Origin of the sequence: Marinobacter guineae, assembly GCF_002744735.1 — a bacterium.
GTDB classification, from domain to species: domain Bacteria; phylum Pseudomonadota; class Gammaproteobacteria; order Pseudomonadales; family Oleiphilaceae; genus Marinobacter; species Marinobacter guineae.
Genome location: NZ_KZ319340.1, coordinates 719,444 through 738,194 on the forward strand (window position 1 = coordinate 719,444; position 18,751 = coordinate 738,194).

At 59.1% G+C, this 18,751-nt stretch carries 17 protein-coding genes; 9 read left to right on the forward strand and 8 right to left on the reverse strand.

Annotation, left to right across the window (positions count from 1 at the left end; all coding sequences use genetic code 11):
• Positions 1 to 33: 33 nt before the first annotated feature.
• The gene (locus tag CLH62_RS11370; RefSeq protein ID WP_099618268.1) at positions 34 to 477 is read right to left on the reverse strand and encodes a DsrE family protein; all 444 of its coding nucleotides are present in this window, start codon (positions 475 to 477) and stop codon (positions 34 to 36) included.
• Positions 478 to 700: 223 nt separating this feature from the next.
• Between CLH62_RS11370 and CLH62_RS11375 the strand changes: the two genes are divergently transcribed.
• The 5 genes from CLH62_RS11375 (at position 701) to CLH62_RS11395 (ending at position 4,710) form a co-directional block, all read left to right on the forward strand.
• A complete protein-coding gene (locus tag CLH62_RS11375) occupies positions 701 to 1,969 on the forward strand; it encodes an NAD(P)/FAD-dependent oxidoreductase (RefSeq protein WP_099618269.1) in 1,269 nt (422 codons plus the stop codon).
• A gap of 89 nt (positions 1,970 to 2,058) precedes the next feature.
• Entirely contained in the window at positions 2,059 to 2,487 is a 429-nt protein-coding gene (locus tag CLH62_RS21410; protein ID WP_099618270.1) for a GAF domain-containing protein, read from the forward strand.
• 64 nt (positions 2,488 to 2,551) lie between these two features.
• Positions 2,552 to 2,962, forward strand: coding sequence for an EAL domain-containing protein (locus CLH62_RS21415; protein WP_099618271.1), 411 nt, complete (start codon positions 2,552 to 2,554; stop codon positions 2,960 to 2,962).
• Between the two features lie 26 nt (positions 2,963 to 2,988).
• Positions 2,989 to 4,278, forward strand: a complete 1,290-nt coding sequence (locus tag CLH62_RS11390) for a sensor domain-containing diguanylate cyclase (protein ID WP_099618272.1) — start codon at positions 2,989 to 2,991, stop codon at positions 4,276 to 4,278.
• Positions 4,279 to 4,338: 60 nt separating this feature from the next.
• Positions 4,339 to 4,710, forward strand: a complete 372-nt coding sequence (locus CLH62_RS11395) for a VOC family protein (protein ID WP_099618273.1) — start codon at positions 4,339 to 4,341, stop codon at positions 4,708 to 4,710.
• A 51-nt stretch (positions 4,711 to 4,761) separates the two neighbouring features.
• Here CLH62_RS11395 and CLH62_RS11400 read toward each other — a convergent pair whose 3' ends face one another.
• Genes CLH62_RS11400 through ptsP form a run of 3 tightly spaced genes read right to left on the reverse strand, consistent with a single transcriptional unit; the run spans position 4,762 to position 10,318 of the window.
• Positions 4,762 to 6,525, reverse strand: coding sequence for a PTS fructose-like transporter subunit IIB (locus tag CLH62_RS11400; protein WP_099618274.1), 1,764 nt, complete (start codon positions 6,523 to 6,525; stop codon positions 4,762 to 4,764).
• Positions 6,522 to 7,487 (reverse strand): 1-phosphofructokinase, encoded by a 966-nt coding sequence (pfkB, locus tag CLH62_RS11405; RefSeq protein WP_099618275.1) that lies wholly within the window; start codon positions 7,485 to 7,487, stop codon positions 6,522 to 6,524. Before pfkB ends, CLH62_RS11400 begins: the two co-directional genes overlap by 4 nt.
• Positions 7,487 to 10,318, reverse strand: a complete 2,832-nt coding sequence (ptsP, locus tag CLH62_RS11410; RefSeq protein WP_099618276.1) for a phosphoenolpyruvate--protein phosphotransferase — start codon at positions 10,316 to 10,318, stop codon at positions 7,487 to 7,489. The genes pfkB and ptsP overlap by 1 nt, the downstream gene beginning before the upstream one ends.
• 132 nt (positions 10,319 to 10,450) lie before the next feature.
• Between ptsP and cra the strand changes: the two genes are divergently transcribed.
• Positions 10,451 to 11,461 carry a catabolite repressor/activator gene (cra, locus tag CLH62_RS11415; protein ID WP_099618277.1) on the forward strand — a complete coding sequence of 337 codons (1,011 nt, stop codon included), beginning with the start codon at positions 10,451 to 10,453 and terminating at the stop codon, positions 11,459 to 11,461.
• A 134-nt stretch (positions 11,462 to 11,595) separates the two neighbouring features.
• Positions 11,596 to 12,345: a Crp/Fnr family transcriptional regulator gene (locus tag CLH62_RS11420; RefSeq protein WP_099618278.1), complete on the forward strand. Its 750-nt coding sequence runs from the start codon at positions 11,596 to 11,598 to the stop codon at positions 12,343 to 12,345.
• Here the strand turns inward: CLH62_RS11420 and CLH62_RS11425 are convergent.
• Genes CLH62_RS11425 through CLH62_RS11435 form a run of 3 tightly spaced genes read right to left on the reverse strand, consistent with a single transcriptional unit; the run spans position 12,342 to position 14,975 of the window.
• Positions 12,342 to 13,712: a diguanylate cyclase domain-containing protein gene (locus CLH62_RS11425; RefSeq protein WP_170005789.1), complete on the reverse strand. Its 1,371-nt coding sequence runs from the start codon at positions 13,710 to 13,712 to the stop codon at positions 12,342 to 12,344. The two genes, CLH62_RS11420 and CLH62_RS11425, sit on opposite strands and share 4 nt — an antisense overlap.
• 4 nt (positions 13,713 to 13,716) lie before the next feature.
• Positions 13,717 to 14,577: an OmpA family protein gene (locus tag CLH62_RS11430; RefSeq protein ID WP_099618280.1), complete on the reverse strand. Its 861-nt coding sequence runs from the start codon at positions 14,575 to 14,577 to the stop codon at positions 13,717 to 13,719.
• Positions 14,574 to 14,975 (reverse strand): DUF4398 domain-containing protein, encoded by a 402-nt coding sequence (locus CLH62_RS11435; protein WP_211285734.1) that lies wholly within the window; start codon positions 14,973 to 14,975, stop codon positions 14,574 to 14,576. Before CLH62_RS11435 ends, CLH62_RS11430 begins: the two co-directional genes overlap by 4 nt.
• 225 nt (positions 14,976 to 15,200) lie before the next feature.
• Between CLH62_RS11435 and CLH62_RS11440 the strand changes: the two genes are divergently transcribed.
• Both CLH62_RS11440 and CLH62_RS11445 read left to right on the forward strand, forming a co-directional pair.
• The gene (locus tag CLH62_RS11440; RefSeq protein WP_099618281.1) at positions 15,201 to 15,803 is read left to right on the forward strand and encodes a PAS domain S-box protein; all 603 of its coding nucleotides are present in this window, start codon (positions 15,201 to 15,203) and stop codon (positions 15,801 to 15,803) included.
• On the forward strand, positions 15,803 to 18,337 hold the full coding sequence (locus tag CLH62_RS11445; RefSeq protein ID WP_099618282.1) for a chemotaxis protein CheB: 2,535 nt from the start codon (positions 15,803 to 15,805) through the stop codon (positions 18,335 to 18,337). Before CLH62_RS11440 ends, CLH62_RS11445 begins: the two co-directional genes overlap by 1 nt.
• A 53-nt stretch (positions 18,338 to 18,390) precedes the next feature.
• Here CLH62_RS11445 and CLH62_RS11450 read toward each other — a convergent pair whose 3' ends face one another.
• On the reverse strand, positions 18,391 to 18,705 hold the full coding sequence (locus CLH62_RS11450) for a BON domain-containing protein (RefSeq protein WP_228152833.1): 315 nt from the start codon (positions 18,703 to 18,705) through the stop codon (positions 18,391 to 18,393).
• Positions 18,706 to 18,751 lie beyond the last annotated feature (46 nt).

Genomic DNA, 18,751 nt, shown 5'->3' on the forward strand with positions numbered 1-18,751 from the left:
GGCGGTCTTGCCGACCGCCTCAGGCCTGCATACTCAGAATGTGAACGTGCGCATCTTCGGGTTCAGCATCTGTCCCGCCATCTCTGGCGGCATGGCAACACCAACGCCGTCAATCAGGTCATCCTTGCTGTACTCACTGTTGGGCAGGTACAGGGCACAGACTTTGGCCTCACCACCCTGCTTTAGCAGGCCGCGAAGCATCTGGCCAGGGGTGACATCCTTCGGCTTGAGGGCCGGGGCTTCATAGGATTTCAGGGCCAGATCACCAGCCTTGTCACATAGCAGTACATTCACCTTGGCCCCTTGCTGAGCCATGGTATTGGAGAGCACCATCGCCATACCCTGGGTTTGCAGGGAATCGCTGGACAGGATCACCAGTACTTCTTCAATGGCACCCTTATGGTTATCGGCATGCACACCGAAAGGCGCAAGCGCGAGCAATGCGGCAACAACCATGGCCTTGAAAGATTTGATCATGGGAAAATCTCCTTTTTCAGTTGATCGATAAACTACACATCTAAATTACTCGGCTTCAGAACATCCTTCAGTGACAAAGTCACTTTCGATTTTATGCCTGCGACAAAGAGGCTCCACCTGGCATATTCGTAAATATTCTAACGATAGAACCTTTTGTTTGGTAGGCTTTGATATATCTCAAGCGAAAGCACGCACAGCAAAACAAAGACAAGAGGTTCCAGGCATGACCAGCACCACAACACCCAATGGCAGCGTCAAAACACATACGGTCGTAATCGTGGGCGGCGGGGCTGCCGGCATTTCGGTCGCTTCCAGCATTCGAAAACGTGACAGCAATATCGACATTGCCATCATCGAACCGGCCAACAGACATCACTATCAGCCTGGCTGGACCATGGTGGGAGGCGGTGTTTTCCGGCCGGAAGTCACCTCCAAACCCATGTCGCAAGTTATGCCCGGCTTCGTGTCCTGGTACCAGCAGGCGGTGACGTCGGTGGATCAAGAAATGAATCAGGTCGTTCTGGAAGACGGCTCTTCGGTTGAATACAAGGCCCTGGTGCTAGCCCCGGGGCTGGAACTGAACTGGGCTGGTATTGAGGGGCTGGAGGACGCCCTCGGCTCCAACGGCGTAACATCCAACTATCGCGAAGGCATGGCCAGCTACACCTGGGAGATGGTCCAGAGTCTGAAGAAGGGCCGCGCCCTGTTCAGCCAACCGCCGATGCCGATCAAGTGTGCCGGCGCACCCCAGAAGGCCATGTACCTGTCGGCGGATTACTGGCTCAGGCATGGTGTGCTGAACAACCTGGACATCCAGTTCCATAACGCCGGGGCCGTTCTGTTTGGCGTGCCGGATTATGTACCGGCTCTTGAGGCCTATATCCAGAAATACGGCATTGATCTGAACTTCCAGAGCACTCTGGTTGCGGTAAACGGCCCCTCGAAAACCGCTGTCTTCCGGACAACAGACGGTGACGGCAACAGCCAGGACCGCGAAGTCAGTTTCGATATGCTGCATGCAGTGCCACCCCAGCGGGCTCCCCACTTCATCCGGGAATCTGCCCTGGCCAACGAGGGCGGATGGCTGGATCTCGAAGATGACACCCTTCGCCACAAGACCCACACCAACATCTTTGGTCTTGGCGATGTCAGTGGCACGGGAAATGCCAAAACCGCCGCCGCGGTTCGCAAACAGGCGCCGGTAGTGGCCGAAAACCTGGTTGCCAGCCTGCACAACCAACCTCTGCGGGCCGCCTATCTTGGCTATGGCTCCTGCCCTCTCACGGTGGAAAACGGCAAGATCGTATTGGCGGAGTTCGGCTACGGCGGCGTGCTACAGCCGAGTTTCCCGAAATGGATCAACGATGGCACCAAGGCAACCAGGGCCGCCTGGTACCTGAAAGCCAAACAACTGCCCGCCCTTTACTGGCACGGCATGCTGAAAGGACACGAGTGGCTGGCTAAGCCGGCGCCCCGTTCAGGCGTAAACTGACCTCTTTGATGGCCGGGGTTATGAGCCCCGGCCGTTTTAAAGGCGAATAAACTAACAATCGACGCTGAACCTCATGCGAAGACTGGCCCATGGAAAACCCGAGCATCGAAAAACGCAGACTGGCTGCGCTCGATCGCTTGGGTATTCTGGATACCCCTCAAACACCAAGATCCGTGGCATTCTGTGACTATGCCATCCAGCAGGACAAGATTCTGCTGGTGGAAGATGCCACCAGGGATCCCCGCTTCCAGAAGAACCCCCTGGTTACCGGCAAACCTCACACACGTTTTTATGCTGGCATGCCCGTACGTGAACCCAGCGGTTTCAAGATAGGCACGCTCTGCATTATTGACGACAATAAACATGTCCCCGTTTCCCACCTCAGCCGCTCGATTCACCGGGCCCAGAATGTTTTCCTGACTAGTGACATCGAGCGGGCGGCCTTCGAGCTGATGCTCAGTGATTTGCTGTCACTGACTGGTAGCGAGTTCGGTTTCATAGGCGAAGTACTTCAGTAACGGGGCCTGGTTTTTGACCGTCTGGACAACATTCTGGGCCAGCCCATGGTAACCGGCGAGGTGATTGTCTCCAGCGATCTGGCCTCAGATCGCCGCCAAGGAGAGCTACCTGCCGGCGTGCCGGGAACTGGGCGTTGATATTTCTCTTGATGATTTCGGTACCGGCTACTCTTCACTGGACCTTTTCCGGCGTCTGCCTGCCAAGGAAATCAAAATCGACTGTTCCTTCGTAATGGACATGCTCGACAATAACGACAGCGACATGATCGTAAGCGCTATCGTCAGCCTCTCGAAAAGCTTCAAACGGCGCCTGGTCGCCGAAGGCATTGAAAGTTTCGCCGTTGAAGCCAAACTGATAGAACTGGGATGCAATCTCGGTCAAGGCTTTTTCTATAGCAAACCGCTGCCCCTGAGCCAGGCACTGGACTGGGCACAAACCTTCAACTGGGAAAACAGGGCGGGCACTGGAGCCTGACTCCAGGCTGCAAAGTGACGGAACACATGGAACTGACACCGGAAATCCGACTGAAAGCAATTCTTGAAGGCACGGGCGCTGGCACCTGGGAGTGGCACCTCGATACCCAGGAGGTTATTTATAATGATCGTTGGGCCCAGCTTCTCGGTTACAGCCTGGAAGAACTCGAACCTGTTACCTTCCAGACCTGGGAAAACCTGTGCCATCCCAACGATCTCCTACAGGCGAGAGAGGCACTCGCCCGCTATCTCGACGGAGCAAGCCAGAAGTTTGAATGTGTAATCCGCATGCTCCACAAGGACGGAGACTGGCGCTATATCCACACCCGCGGAACGCTGCTGACTGACGATCAGGGTCGCGACACTCGCTGGCTGATGGGAACCCACCTTGATGTTACCCGGGAGGTGGTGAGCCAGCACCAGATGGAGCAGCTCTCCAAATCACTGCCGGGTATTATCTACACCTTTGTTCTTGAACCGGATGGGCGTTATTACTTTTCGTTCATGAGCGAGAAAACCTGGGACTTTTACGGGGTATCCCCCGAAGCGGCGCTTCGCGACCCAGACACAATCTTCAACATGGTCCATCCGGAAGATCTGGCCGCGCTCCATGAGAGCATCTCTGTTTCCGCCCGGACGATGGGCGAATGGGTGTGCGAATACCGTGTTGCAATCAATGACCGGGTCAACTGGGTAAGAGGAGTATCCCGGCCTGAAAAAGATCCGGATGGCACGATTACCTGGCACGGCATAATCACTAACATCGACCGGCAGAAGGGTCTGGAACTGGAACTGGAACAACTGTCCATTACCGATGAACTGACCGGCCTTTATAACCGCCGCTACATGCTCAGGAAACTGGAAGAATCGGTTGCGGAAAGTGAACGCTATGGCGATGATTTCTCCCTCGTATCGCTGGATATCGATTTCTTCAAGAGCATTAACGATTCCTATGGGCACCCTACCGGTGATGCAGTACTGCAGCGGTTTGCCACAATCATCGAAAAACGGACACGTAAATCCGACATTGTGGCCCGGACCGGGGGCGAAGAGTTTATCATCTTCATGCCCAGTACCGTCCTGGACGAGGCCGAGCAGGTGGCAGAGTCCCTGAGGGTTGCCCTTGAGGCGGAAGAATTCGTGAGCGATGATGGCGAAGCCTTTAACGTGACCTTCAGCGCGGGCGTGGTTAACTGGTCCGGGGCCGGCGCCAATGCCACCTCAGTAAGGGATTTGCTCTCAGCCTGCGACCAGTCGCTGTATGCTGCAAAGCGAGCAGGCAGAAACCGGATAGTCGTAAACGGAGTGGGAAAGTGATCCTGCCGGCGGGCCGGACGTAATAACCAGTCCCAAACCAATCATTAACGGAGAAAAACCATGATCGGATACGTCACCCTTGGCGTCAGTGATATGGAGAAAGCGAAGAAATTTTACTCGGATCTGCTGGCGGATCTGGACGCAAAAGTGCTTCTGGATCTGGACCGCATTGCCTTTATCGGCAAGAACATGGGCTCTCCCATGCTGGCGGTGTGCAAACCGTTCAACGGTGAGCCGAACCATCCTGGCAACGGCAACATGCTGGCCCTGCAGCCGGGCTCAAAAGAGGCGGTGGATGCCCATTACAACAAGGCCATCGAACTGGGGGCCACCTGCGACGGCGAACCCGGGCAACGCATTCCCAACCAGTTCTACGGCGCCTACGTGAAAGACCCGGACGGTAACAAGCTGGCGTTTTTCCACTTCGGTTAACAAAAATGGCCCTCATTGCAGGGCCATTTTTGATTCATCTGCCAACGGCCTTCAGCCTGTCGCTGCCGCCACTTCCGCCTTACCCGTTTTCACCAGGGCGTACCCGAAACCGATCACCAGTGATCCCACGGCAATGGCAACCAGGTAAGGCAGCACCGAACTGACCGCGTTCGGAATGGCCAAGACAAACAGCCCGCCATGGGGCGCCATCAGCTTCACCGTGAACAGCATCGACAAGGCGCCGGTAATGGCGCCACCGACCATGCACACCGGAATCACCCGCAGCGGGTCCTTGGCCATAAACGGAATCGCACCCTCGGAGATAAAGCACAGGCCCAGCACAAACGAGGCCCGGCCCGCCTGGCGTTCGGCCTCGGCAAACTTGCGGCGGGCCACAAACGAGGCCACACCCATGCCAATGGCAGGTACCATGCCCGCCGCCATGATGGCCGCCATGGGTGCGGAACCTCCGCTGCCCTCGGAGAGCAGGCCAACGCCGAAGGTGTAGGCTGCCTTGTTGACCGGGCCGCCCAGATCGAAGCACATCATGGCGCCAAGGATACCGCCGAGCAGAATCGCATTGGTGGTGCCCATGCTCTCAAGGAAACCGGTCAGACCGTCCATGATCGCGGCCATGGGCTCGCCAATTACGTAGATCATGCCCAGACCAGTGACCAGGCTGGCCAGCAGCGGAATGATCAGGATCGGCTTCAGGGATTCGATGCTTTCCGGCATCGGCAGCTTCTGGCTGATGAAACGCGCCACATAACCGGCCAGGAAGCCCGCCACAATGCCGCCGAGAAAGCCGGCTCCCAGCTCACCGGCCAGATAGCCGCCAATCATGCCGGGCGCCAGGCCCGGGCGGTCGGCGATGGACCAGGCAATGTACCCGGCCAGCAACGGAATCATCAGTTTGAACGCGGTGCCGCCACCGATCTGCATCAGGGCCGCTGCCAGGGTGCCTTCTTCCTGAAACGCCTCGATCCCGAACACGAAGGACAGGGCGATCAGCAAACCGCCGGCCACCACCATCGGCAACATGAAGGAAACGCCGGTAAGCAGGTGCTTGTAGGGTCCCCGCTTTTCTCCGCTGCCGGCACTGCTGGCGGCTTTCTGCTGTCCGGCCTCAAGGACCACGGCCTGGGCCAGAGCATCACGAACGGTATTGGCGGGTTTTTTCAGGGCCGCGCCGGTGGAGGTCCGCCACACCCGCTTGCCGGCAAACCGGCTCGGATCCACCTCGATGTCGCAGGCAAGGATAACCACATCGGCGTCAGCGATCTCCCCGTCGGTCAGGGGATCCTGGGCACCAACGGAGCCCTGGGTTTCCACCCGGATCTGGTGGCCAGCGGATTCGGCCGCGGCGGTGAGGGCCTCAGCCGCCATAAAGGTATGGGCTACGCCCGTGGGGCAGGCGGTTACAGCAACAATCCGTTTACCGGCGGTTGCACTCTCGCCAGAGGCTGTCGGCGTCACTGGTGCCTGGTTGGCTCTGGCCGGGTCCCAGGGCGTGGCCTCCGCCTGAGCCCTGTCCAGAATCCCATCCGGATCGGGCAACGCGGCGGTTACCGGGATCTGCAACAGGCGTTTGCCGGCGTAGGCCTCGAGGTCTACCGCTACGCCCACGGCGGCAATAACCAGGTCCGCCTGTTCGATGGTTTCAGCATCGGGCTGGCTTTCAGCCTTGCCATCCGGTCCACGGCTGTCGGTGGTTACCGACCAGCCGCGACGGTTTGCTGCCCGCTCCAGTGCCCGGGCAGCAAGAAAGCGGGTTGCCACACCCTGGGGGCAGGCAGTCACAATAATCAGGTTCATAACGGTGTCTCCCCGGTGTTATTGTCCCCGGGCCAGGGGTAGACCCGGGTTTGTTGGAGAAGGGTTGGAAAACCAGGTGCTTCAGGATCGCCAACACCGATGTGTTGCACGCATTCGGCAGACAGGGCAGTGGCGTATTGCAGCACCGTTTCAGCAGGCTGCTGGTCAAGAACACCGTGCAGCATGCCCGCCAGAAGGGTATCGCCGGCACACACGGTGCTGACCACCCGGACCGGAGGCACCCGGGATCTCAGGGTGCCGGCGGGCGAGTGCCAGAGCACACCGTCTGGCCCCATGGAGACCACCACATGGGCGATGCCCTCGCCCTGAAGCCGGGCGGCAGCGGATTCAACGGCTGCCATATCGTTCAGGGGCGTCCCTGCCCAACCGGACAGCTCATCGGTATTGGGTTTTACTGCAAAAGGTCCCGCCTCGATCCCGGCTTTAAGACCCTCACCACTGGCATCCAGCCAAACCGGTTTGCCAGCGCGGTTAGCCTGTTGCACCAGACCCGCAACGCCGGCAGGTGGAAAACCCTCGGACAGACTGCCGCCGATAACCACCGCGTCGCATTCGGCCAGCAGCCGCGCCAGGCGCGATTCCAGCCGCTCGAGGGCGTCTTCCGGCATCTGGAACCCCGGTCCGTTCAGGTCGGTCACCCGGCCACCGGGCTCGGCGATCTTGACGTTGATCCGGTTCAGGCCTGGCACGCGCACAAAACTGTCCTGCAACCCCTCAGCCGCGAACAGCCGCTCAAAAGGGGTGGCATTGGCTTCGCCCAGCAAGCCGGTCACGGTGACCGAATGGCCCAGCCTCGCCAGCACACGGGCCACGTTGATGCCTTTGCCAGCCGGTTCCAGCCGGGTGTTACCGGTGCGATTGACTTCGCCAAGGGCCAGAGCGGGGGTTTCTACACTCAGGTCCAGGGCCGGATTCAGGGTAATGGTGAGGATATTGGCCATCACCAGACCTCCAGGGCATCACGTACCTCGGCAGCGGTTGCCATGGCCAAGGCCTTTTCGGCCTGCTGGCGGGCGTTTTCCAGGTTCAGGCCGCGGATGCAGGCCTTCACCAGAGGCACCCGGCGACTGGTCACCGAGAGCTCGTCCACATCCAGGCCCACCAGGACCGGGATGGCCTGTGGATCGGAGGCCAGTTCGCCGCAAACCCCGACCCAACGATCATGCGCATGGGCCGCCTCTACCGTCATCCGGATCAGCCGTAACACCGACGGATGCAGGCCATCCGACTCGGCCGACAGCTGACCGTGGCCACGGTCGATGGCCAGGGTGTACTGGGTCAGATCATTAGTGCCGACGGAGAAGAAATCCACCTCCGGCGCCAGGGTAGAGGCCAGCAGGGCACAGGAGGGCACTTCGATCATTACACCGACCTGAACATCACCGGCTGGTACTTCGGCCTGCACTTTGGAAACGATCGCCCGGGCAGCCCGGAATTCTTCCAGATCCTTGACCATGGGAAACATGATGCGCAGGGGCCGATCACCCGCCGCAGTCAGCAGGGCGCGCACCTGGGTTTCGAGAATATCCGGCCGGGTCAGGGACAGCCGGATGCCGCGCATGCCCAGAAACGGGTTGTCTTCCTGGGGCAGGGGCCAGTAATCCAGAGGCTTGTCGCCACCCACGTCCAGGGTTCGGGCCACCAGGGGCAAACCGTTCAGGGCATCGAACGCATGTTGGTACTCACGCACCTGAGTAGCCAGGTCCGGCGCTTCCGGATGGGCCATGAAAATGAACTCGGTACGAAGCAGGCCGACACCGTCGGCGCCCCGGTCCACGGCATCCGGTGTATGAGCGGTATTGCCGAGGTTGGCACAGACTTCGATGGTGTGACCATCCTCTGTGGTGGCTGGCTGATTGCGGTGTTCATGGGCCTGAGCCTGCAAGGCTTCCAGCTTTTCCAGGCGACGGCGAATCCGTTCACAGCGCTCAGCCCCCGGATTCGGTACCAGACAGCCCCGTTCACCATCCACCACCAGGTCGGAACCATTGGCGATAGTAAGTATTTGCTCACCGGCACCCACCACAGCCGGCAGACCAAGGGCCCGGGCAAGGATGGCGCTGTGGGAGGTCGCGCCACCCCGGGCTGTGACCAGGCCACGTACCCGGGTCGTATCCAGCCGGGCAACATCCGACGGCCCGAGATCGTCGGCCACCAGAATATAAGGGGTATCCGGCGGCGTTGGCATGGCCACGCCGCAGAGATTGGCCAGCACCCGTCGGCCGACGTCCCGCAAATCCGCGGCACGTTCCGCCAGCAGTCGGTCAGACAGCGCTTCCTGGGCGCGGGCCGCGGTATCTATGGCTTTCCACCAGCCCGCTTCGGCGGAGGCCCCTTCGTTAATCGCCTCCAACGTGGCCTGATACAGGTCCTCGTCCTGAAGCATTTCCACGTGTACCGAGAGAATTGGCGCGGCTTCACCGCCCTCCGCATGGCGGATCAGGGTCCGGAGCTGGCCATCCGCGTCATCGATGGCCTGGTTCAGGCGCTGGATCTGCTGTTCGCTGTCTGCCGCGGAATCCGGGTATTCCAGCGCGGGCTGGCGCATCACAAAGGCCGGCGCCAGCGCCAGCCCCGGTGAGGCGGCAACGGCTTTGACCGGCTGGTCATCGGCCAGGGGTTCGGGAGGCTGAGCCTCCGGCACCGGGGCGCGCGGTTCAGCAGAGCGAAGCGGATCAACGTTCTCGCCCAAACCGTCTTCGATGGCGTTGGTCAGCGACACGATGGCCTGATCGGCCTCGTCTCCGGTCGCCGACAGCAGCAGCATTTGCCCCCGGCGAGCACCCAAACCAATGACGCGCGTCAGGCTGGTGGCCGAAACAGCGCTGCCATCCCCTTCCAGCACGCGTATCCGGATGCTGGCGTTATGGCGTCGCGCCTCCTGCACCAGATACTTGGCCGGCCGGGCATGAAGCCCATGGGTATTGAGCAGAGTCACTTTTGCGGTGACCGCATCGGCAGCCTCACCGGACAACCGGGCCAGAAGGGCATCTCCACTCAGGCCGTCAATCGGTTCATTGCGTGCCAGGAAATTATCGATGCGGTCCAGCAGGTCGTGGCACTCATCGCCAGGCCCGGCCAGACAGAACACACCCCGGAGTTCCGGCGTCGCCCGCTTTGGCGTGGCCAGTGACAGGGTCGGACGCCTGGCACCAACGGTATGATGGGTTAGCCAGAATCCCTGCCCGAGAGCCACCGGCGGCTGGCCGATAATTTCCGCCAGAAAATCGGTACTCACACAGCGCAAGCTTTGCAGGCGGGCGGCGGCAATCAGGGCCAGTTCGTTAGGAGTGGAAGCGTCGATGCCCAGGCACAGGGTCTCGTTGTCGCATTTGGCCACCGCAGGGGCTTTGGAAAGCAGGGCAACCAGTTCGGTGGCGTCAGTAGCCCGAGCAAGCTTTTCCGCCAATCCGGGCTTGTCCAGGACACGGGTGAGGTGGCGGAGAATATCCAGGTGTTCATCAGACTGGGCCGCAATGACCACCAGCACATGCACCCGGGCATTGTCGTGCCAGGTGATGCCTTGCGGGAACTGAAGAATGCGGATACCGGTTTTGAGAACGGCATCCCGGCTTTCCGGTGTACCGTGGGGAATGGCAATGCCGTTACCGAGCACCGTGGACGACTGCCGTTCACGGGCCATCATTCCGGCCAGGTAATCGGGGGAGGTTCGGCGTGCAGCTTCAAGGTCCCGGGCGGCCTGTTGCAGTGCGTCTTGCCAGTCAGTGGCCGTGGCACCCAATCGAACGTCGTTGGCGGTCAGCGTCAGCATGAGCGTTGCCTCGCTTTGTTGTTTTGATCGTGCGTGTCTTTTTTGTTGCTGAATCGTGTCAGCATGCTTAAAATCGATCATGAAACAGATATGATCAGAAATCAAGCAATCTTTTAATCGGAGCCGTTGCCCATGACCCTTGCGGAACTTGCCCGGCTTGCCGGCGTGTCAAGAACCACCGCCAGTTATGTCATTAATGGCCAGGGGGCTGCCCGACGCATCAAGCCGGACACCATCGAGAAGGTGCTTGCGGCCGCTCGCGAGCATAATTTCCAGGTGGATACCCAGGCAGCGGCCCTGCGGGGGGGCGCCAGCCGAACCCTGGGCTTCATCCTGCCGGACCTGGAAAACACCAGTTACGCCCGGCTCGCCAAGCTGTTGGAGCAAGGCGCCCGGGCCCGGGGCTACCAGCTTCTGATTGCCGGCTCCGACGACGACCCGGAAACCGAGAAATCCCTGGCCCGGGCCTTGAAGGCAAGGCGCTGTGATGCACTGATCGTCGCCAGTGCCCTGGCCCAGGACGATCCGTTTTACCCGGACCTGCAGCAGCATGGCCTGCCGGTGATTGCCGTGGACCGCGCCCAGTCGCCAGGAGTGATCCGATGCGTGGTCAGCGATAACCGGGCGGCGGCAGACGCCCTGACCCGTTCAGTGCTGGGGCATGACACCACCACCATCGCCTGGCTGGACGCCGTGCCCGGGATTGCCATGACCCGCGAACGACGCGAGGGCTTTCTGGCTGCCGCCGGCCAGGCCGGGGTCACCACCTTCATCGAAAGCGGTCCCCACTATGATCGCGCCTCAGGTGCGGCAATGATGAACCGGATTCTCCGGGAGCGTGGCCTGCCGGATGCCCTGGTAACGGCCTCCTACACACTGCTTCAGGGGGTTCTGGATGTACTGTTGGAACAACCCGGCGGGCTGCCGGACAGCCTGCGCCTCGCGACATTCGGAGACGATCGTCTGCTGGACTTTCTGCCGCTTGCGGTGAACTCCCTGCCCCAGAATCACGAAGCCATTGCCAGGGCGACCCTGGAGCAGGCTTTCGCCGCCATTGCTCAGGACAGCGGGGGTAATACCGTCACCGTTAACCGGACCCTGAAAGAACGACCCGTAGCCAGGCAAAACACGAACAAACATTAAGCAAGAATCTTGCAGTCAGAATGATTATTTTGTGCTAGCTTCTTGTGGTGATTGGCAGGCCCGCTCGAACCTGTCAGCGATCAATCTCTTAAAGGAATGCGCAGATCGCCAATAGCTTCGCCAGGGAGGTGACTATGCCTGATATTTCAACTGCTTCGACTGCGTCGAAGGCTTCAATTACTCCCGAGCAGAATCATTTGCTGGCCGCTTTTCCGGACAGTGCCAAACAGCGGATTTTCCCCCGGCTCAAACTGGCTGAAATGAACCTCGGCGACGTGATTCATGAATCCGGCCAGACCATTGAGTTCGTCTACTTCCCCACCAACTGCATCGTTTCGCTGCTTTACGTGATGCTTAACGGCTCTTCCGCCGAAATCTCGGTGGTGGGTAACGAAGGTATGGTCGGTATTTCTGTATTCATGGGGGGAGACAGCACCCCCAGCCGCACGGTTGTGCAAAGCAAGGGCTTCGCATACCGGCTGCCGGCCCAGGAGCTCAAGGCTGAGTTCGACAACACACCCGAGCTTCGATTCCTGGCCCTGCGCTACACTCAGGCACTGATTACCCAGATGTCCCAGACCGCCGTGTGTAACCGGCACCACTCCATTGACCAGCAACTGTGTCGCTGGCTGCTGTTATCTCTTGATCGCCTGCCGGACAATCATTTGACGATGACCCAGGAACTGATTGCCAACATGCTGGGTGTCCGTCGGGAAGGCGTCACCGAGGCCGCGAGCAAACTGCAAAAACTGGGGATTATCGAATACCATCGCGGCCATATCACCGTGATGAATCGGCCAGGGCTCGAAGAGCTTTGCTGCGAATGCTACGCCGCAGTAAAGCGGGAGACAGACCGCCTGACCTCACGCCAGGTCAGTCATTAGGTCTGGCGTTGCAGACTTCCCGGCGCTGACACCAGGTCCTCAGCAACAGGTCGCCGGTTCAGTATCTTGACCCGGTACATGGCCATATCTGCTTTTTTTAATAGCTCATCGGCGGTTTCCCCGTTTTCGGGATACACACTCACCCCGATGCTGAGCTGAAGCATCACCTCATGACCACCTATAATCATGGGCAATGCGGCGGCTTCCCGTATTTTATCGGCAACGGCATGGGCGTGATCGGGCTGCGCAATTTCGCCCAACAACACTACAAACTCATCGCCGCCATACCGGCAAACCGTATCCGCAGCCCTCACACAGCTCTTCAGTTTACCCGCCAGTACCGAGAGGATGATGTCACCACTGTTGTGGCCAAGAACGTCATTGATGCTTTTGAAATTATCAAGATCAATGAACAGCAGGGCCATCTGTTTGCCATGCCGGCGTGCCAGTGCCAGAGACTGGTCAAATCGCTCGTAAAAGGCGTTGCGGTTGTGTAACCCGGTCAGCTCATCATGTTGCGCAAGGTGCTCCATGCGATCGGTGGTTTCCCGGGAAAAGCGGGCATCGTGGAATACGATCACCGCCCCGACGACCACACCGAAGCGGTTATGGATCGGTGCCGCCGAGTCTTCAATGGCAAGCTCCGTACCGTCTCTGGCCACCAACAGGGCATTTGCTTCCAGCGCCACGATGCTGTCGGTCTGAATGGCTCGCCGGGCAAGATCGGTCGTCGGCTCGTGGCTGGTCGCATCCACCACATGAAAAACCTCGCTCAAGGGCCGCCCGATAGCTTCCAGGCGGCTGAAGCCGGTCAACGTCTCTGCCACCACATTCATGTAGGACACCTGGCCGTCGATATCGGTGCACAACACCGCGTCGCCAATAGAATCCAGGGTGACCCGAGCCCGCTCCTTTTCCTCGAACAACTGCTCCTCGGCCTTTCTCCGGGCCTTCTCATGGGCTTTATAGGTGCTGATATCTTCGATGGTGTGCACGTATCCCTCGCCGGGCATGTCGTCAGTCAGCAGGGCCGCGTTGCGGCGGGTCCAGATGACCTTCCCGCTCGCCGACTTCAAGCGCGCTTCACATACGAAGGACTTGTGCCCCAGCACCGCCGCATCCCAATGCCGGACAGTCCTCTCATGATCCTGGGGGTGGATCACCGCACTCCAGTGCGATCCGATCAGCTCATCACCGGTCCAGCCACAGAGTTTCTGATAAGCGATATTGCTGTAGAGGCATTTGCCATCCTGGTCGGTCACCAGAATGCCCAGCGGCAGGGCATCGCTCAGCGGAATACTCCTACCCAGGCCAGCGTTGGCCTGGGTATCCGCTGCTAACGGGAAATAGTCTCTATATCGCAGCATGCCATTATTCCTTGTTCTCAATGACGACCTCGACACGACGGTTCTGCTGACGACCCATGGCAGTGTCGTTACTGGCAACTGGTCGCTCAAAGCCATATCCGGACACCGACAGCCTGCTGCTTTCGATGCCACGGTTTACCAGAAACCGTCGGACTGACTCAGCCCGTTGACGGGACAATGTCTGATTGAAGGCGGCGCTGCCCACGTTATCGGTATGACCTTCAATCAACACCTGGCGATCGGGGTACTGCTTGAGAAAGTTCACCAGTTTTTCCAGGTTCTGGTTTGTGCCGCCCTGAAGCTCCGCACTGCCGGTGGCAAACAGGACATCGCCCAGGGTCAGGACCAGCCCCCGTTCAGTCGCCTCGGCCTCAAGGGTGTCGATCTGACGCTGCAGTTCCTCGGCCTCACGGGCAGACAGAGCGGCCGCCTGTGCTTGCGAGCTACGAGCACTTTCAGCCTCGGCATGGGCCCGGTCTGCTTCCCTGGTTCGGGCCGCCAGTCGGGCCTCATCCCGTTGCTCGCCCAACAGCTCCCGCTCAGCCTCCAGCGACCCGGCCTTGCCTTTGGCACGGGCAATTTCAACCATCCGGTCTGCCATGTAAATACGGTGAGCGGCCACCGCGTTGTCATCCACCGGCTGTTCGGCCAGTACAACCGCCGCTTCCGCATCCCGCAATTCCACGCGGGCGTGAGTCATCATGTCCGGGTTCTGTTGCAACTGCGTCAGCTTGGCGCGCACATCCTCCGAGCCGTCGGGGCTCGTCGGCGACATGGCGCATGCACTCAGAAGCAGCGAGGAAAGCAAAACCACGGCGCCGGTTTTCACGCCAGAAACCGGTTTCAAAAACGATGGAATCTTCATTGCTGATCTCCCTGACGCTGCATTTCTTCATCCAGAGCTTCGGCACCACGCCCCATTTCACGATTGATAGCCGCGGCCTTGGCCGCTTCCGTTCTCGCGATTGCAAGCTCGGCGGCAACTCGCGCCTGTTTGGCCAGGCGCTCGGCTTCGGCCATTCGTTCCGCTGCAACAGCCTCATTGGCTGCCGCCAGATGCCGATTCGCTTCCTCCAGCTCGGCCCCTGCGTATTGCCGGGCTTCAGCCTGTTCGGCACTGGCGATGGCATCTCTGGCAGCATTCAGGGACTCCGTTGGCGGCAGCGGCGCAGACGCGCAGGCAACCAGAGTCAGTGTGGCAAACATCAAAACAGTGAAAAGACCGATGCGTCTGAAAGCACACCGGATTGGGTCAATAGTCATAGCAGGCTCCTTATGCCACGGTATAACGCGGGCCTCAGCGGCCCGACAACATTCCGTTACAAACACACTAGGCCTCGCCCAACAGATCTTCTGTTCGCTAGCGCACACAGCGGGCTCCCCCTTGTCAAAAACTTCCAAACCCGGCTATTCGGGTGTCCCAAGGTCGAGTAAACTCATTTCACGTAACCCAGACGCCGGTTTCGGGAGACACATCATGGAGGGACTATGAAGGACACGGATCGATACCCGAATGCCGAAAGCTATGACCGATTAAGGCGCAGTGCCAGGGATCTGATTGACCACGGGGTATCGCCACCCCACTGCGGCGGCAACCTCAGCGTGGATGCGCTGCAACTGCTTTACGAGCAAGCCAGCAGAGCCGAAACCGCTGGGGACGCCCTCAAATTGCTCCATGAGCTTCAGACCTACCAGGTCGAGCTTGATCTTCTGTATGAGCAGCTTCAGGCCAACGAACACGAAATCAGCGAGGAGCTGGCTCACTACAGGTCGCTTTATGAGCAGGCGCCTGTCGCCTATCTGATCGTTGCCAACGATGGAGAAATCATTGAAGGCAACCAGGCAGCGAGCGTGCTTTTCGGGCAATCCACCACGGATCTTGCCGGCAACGCCTTGAGTTCAGTTCTGGCACCAGGCGAGGAAGTTACGGTTAATACACTGCTCAGGAATTCCGGGAACGAGGAGCCAGCGAGTGCATCGTTTGAACTTCCGGATCGCAGGCGCGTGAAAATCATCGCACGGTCTGCAGCTGCCAGGGACAGCATTCTGATGATACTGATTGAAGCCACAGCAAACGCCGCGACGTCCTGATGCGTATGGTGGGTATCGGCGCCTCCGCTGGCGGCCTGGCGTCGTTGGAAGACTTTTTCCGCAATACGCCTTGCGATACCGGCATGGCATTTCTGGTGGTGCAGCACCTGGACCCGACCCAGAAGGCGCTGCTGCCGGAACTCCTGCAACGCTTTACCGAGATGCCGGTTTTTGAAGCGCGGCAAAATATGCCAGTTCGCGCGGATTCGATCTATGTCATCCCGCCGAACCGCGAGCTGCGGGTGCTTGATCAAACCCTGAAGCTGCAGCAACCGACGCAAAACCGGGGGCTGCGTTTGCCCATCAATGTGCTGTTTTCATCCCTGGCAAGCGCTCAGAACGAACGGGCCATTGCCGTCGTGCTTTCCGGCATGGGCTCTGATGGCACCCTGGGCCTGCAGGCCATTAAGGCCACAGGCGGGCTGACGGTGGTGCAGAGTCCTGCCTCCGCCCAGTTTGATGCCATGCCCAAAAGCGCCATAACCGCCGGCTGTGCCGACATTGTGGCGCCGGCTGATGAATTACCGGCACGCATACTGGCCTATGTTCGCCGCGTTCCGGAACCGAATCCGAATCAGAGCCCGGAACCTGACCACCAGGCTGACATCTCGCTGAGGCGGCTGGACCCACTTCTCAGCCTCCTGCAACGGCACACCCGGCACGACTTTTCCCTCTACAAGCCCACAACCCTGAACCGCCGGATTGAGCGGCGTATGGCCATCCATGGCATTTCGGATCTGGCCGATTACACCCACTTCCTGGCCGAGAACAACCAGGAAGTGCAACTGCTGTTCCGGGAACTGCTGATCGGTGTTACCCAGTTTTTCCGGGATCCGGAAACCTGGGACTACCTGGTCGAAACTGGCCTGCCTGAACTGCTCACCAGTCAACCAAAGGAACACATGCTGCGAGCTTGGGTGGTGGGTTGCTCAACCGGGGAAGAGGCCTATTCCCTGGCGATTGCGTTTACAGAGGCACTGGAAAACACCAAGCCTGGGCAGGCACTGAATCTGCAGATTTTTGCCTCCGACATCAGTCCGGAAGCCATTGCGGTGGCGCGGCGGGGGCAGTACCCACTCAGTATTGAACGTACCGTGTCCGAGACCCGGCTGGCGCGTTTTTTCACCAGACACGACAATTATTACCAGATACAGCCATCAATACGGGACAAGATACTGTTCACGACACACGATGTCATCCTGGACCCGCCATTCACCAAGCTGGATGTGATTGCCTGCCGCAACCTGCTGATTTATTTTGACCTGTCACTGCAGCGACGGATACTGCCCCTGTTCCACTACAGCCTTCGCCCCAACGGATTGTTGATGCTGGGCAGCTCGGAAACCATCGGCCGGCTGAATCATCTGTTTGTACCGCTGAAGCCTAAAATGCGGCTGTACCGATGCAAACCCTTCGAATCAGACCGCCACTCCGACTTCTTGCTAAAATCGTTCCCACCGATGTCAACCATGCCCCAGGAGCAACCCGTGCAATCTACCCGCATTCCCCCGGAGGGGGCTACCAACACCCTGCAGTCCGCCGCAGACCATGTGTTGCTTCAGTTCTATGCGCCGGCCGCTGTGGTGCTCAATGCGGATGCTGATATCGTTTATATCAGCGGGCGTACCGGCAAGTATCTGGAACCTGCAGCTGGAAAAGCCAACTGGAACATCCATGCCATGGCCCGGGAAGGCTTGCGTGAACCCTTGTATACCGCCTTGCGGCAGGCTTCGGACCAGTCGGAACCGCTTGAGCTTACGGGAGTGTTGGTACAGACCGGCGCCGGCGCTCAGGCCGTTGATGTGACCCTTCAGGCCCTCCGTGAACCCGATGCCCTGAAGGGCATGACCATGGTTGTGTTCCGAGATGCGCCGACGCCCGCGGTCTCCCGGCGCCGCAAACCAGCCTCTGTGACCGAATCGGACTACGCATTGGAAATCCAGCGGTATCAGAAGGAAATTGAAAGCCTCAGGCAGCAGGCAAAACAGACACGGGAGGAACTGCAGGCGTCCAACGAAGAGCTTCAGTCGACCAATGAAGAGTTGCAGTCGGCCAATGAGGAGCTGACAACGTCAAAAGAAGAAATGCAGTCAATGAACGAGGAACTGCAAACCATTAACACAGAGCTGCAAACCAAGCTGGATGATCTCGCTCTGGCCCAGAGCGACATGCAGAACGTGCTCAACAGCATCGAAATCGCGGTTCTTTTCCTCGATCAGGACCTGAATGTACGGCGCTACACGGAGCGGGCCGCAACCATTATCAACCTGCGCGAAAGCGACATCGGCCGCCCGCTGAGCGACCTGACCACCAGCCTTCGTTACCCGAAGCTTCAGGAAGATGCCCGGAATACGCTGGATACCCTGGCGGTCAGCGAAAAACAGATTACCACCGACGATGAACGCTGGTTTTCAGTAAGGATCATTCCTTACCGGAGACTGGACAATATGATTGACGGAGTCGTCATCACCCTGGTGGATATTACCGAAACGAAGAATCTGGAATCCTCATTGCGGAATAAGCCCGAGGCCTGACGCATCGCCAAGCCTGAGGCATTCCGGAGGATCCCTGAATAGATCGCCAGTCCCTATTTCAGCTCCATATCGTTACTGACCGATTTAACGCCCTTCACGCTACGGGCCACCCTGATCGCAGTCTGGATGTCGGCCTTCGAGCTCACGAAGCCCGACAGCTGTACGACACCCTTGTAGGTCTCAACGTTGATTTCAGCACTTTTCAGCGTCGGTTCGTTGAAAATCGCCGCCTTGACCTTGGTGGTGATCACCGTATCGTCGATATACTCACCGGTGCCAGAACTGGACTCGGTAGAGGCACACCCGACGAATAGAGCCAACAACATTGCTACTGCCAACATCGGCACTGATCGCATTATCCGTTCCATATCTTGTTCTCCTGTTTTCGCCAACACCGACATCATGCGGCCCCGG

Coding starts and splice junctions, on each gene's coding strand:
- CLH62_RS11370 (WP_099618268.1), bottom strand. CDS start 477: ATGATCAAATCTTTCAAGGCCATGGTTGTTGCCGCATTGCTCGCGCTT.
- CLH62_RS11375 (WP_099618269.1), top strand. CDS start 701: ATGACCAGCACCACAACACCCAATGGCAGCGTCAAAACACATACGGTC.
- CLH62_RS21410 (WP_099618270.1), top strand. CDS start 2,059: ATGGAAAACCCGAGCATCGAAAAACGCAGACTGGCTGCGCTCGATCGC.
- CLH62_RS11390 (WP_099618272.1), top strand. CDS start 2,989: ATGGAACTGACACCGGAAATCCGACTGAAAGCAATTCTTGAAGGCACG.
- CLH62_RS11395 (WP_099618273.1), top strand. CDS start 4,339: ATGATCGGATACGTCACCCTTGGCGTCAGTGATATGGAGAAAGCGAAG.
- CLH62_RS11400 (WP_099618274.1), bottom strand. CDS start 6,525: ATGAACCTGATTATTGTGACTGCCTGCCCCCAGGGTGTGGCAACCCGC.
- pfkB (WP_099618275.1), bottom strand. CDS start 7,487: ATGGCCAATATCCTCACCATTACCCTGAATCCGGCCCTGGACCTGAGT.
- ptsP (WP_099618276.1), bottom strand. CDS start 10,318: ATGCTGACGCTGACCGCCAACGACGTTCGATTGGGTGCCACGGCCACT.
- cra (WP_099618277.1), top strand. CDS start 10,451: ATGACCCTTGCGGAACTTGCCCGGCTTGCCGGCGTGTCAAGAACCACC.
- CLH62_RS11420 (WP_099618278.1), top strand. CDS start 11,596: ATGCCTGATATTTCAACTGCTTCGACTGCGTCGAAGGCTTCAATTACT.
- CLH62_RS11425 (WP_170005789.1), bottom strand. CDS start 13,712: ATGCTGCGATATAGAGACTATTTCCCGTTAGCAGCGGATACCCAGGCC.
- CLH62_RS11430 (WP_099618280.1), bottom strand. CDS start 14,577: ATGAAGATTCCATCGTTTTTGAAACCGGTTTCTGGCGTGAAAACCGGC.
- CLH62_RS11435 (WP_211285734.1), bottom strand. CDS start 14,975: ATGACTATTGACCCAATCCGGTGTGCTTTCAGACGCATCGGTCTTTTC.
- CLH62_RS11440 (WP_099618281.1), top strand. CDS start 15,201: ATGAAGGACACGGATCGATACCCGAATGCCGAAAGCTATGACCGATTA.
- CLH62_RS11445 (WP_099618282.1), top strand. CDS start 15,803: ATGCGTATGGTGGGTATCGGCGCCTCCGCTGGCGGCCTGGCGTCGTTG.
- CLH62_RS11450 (WP_228152833.1), bottom strand. CDS start 18,705: ATGGAACGGATAATGCGATCAGTGCCGATGTTGGCAGTAGCAATGTTG.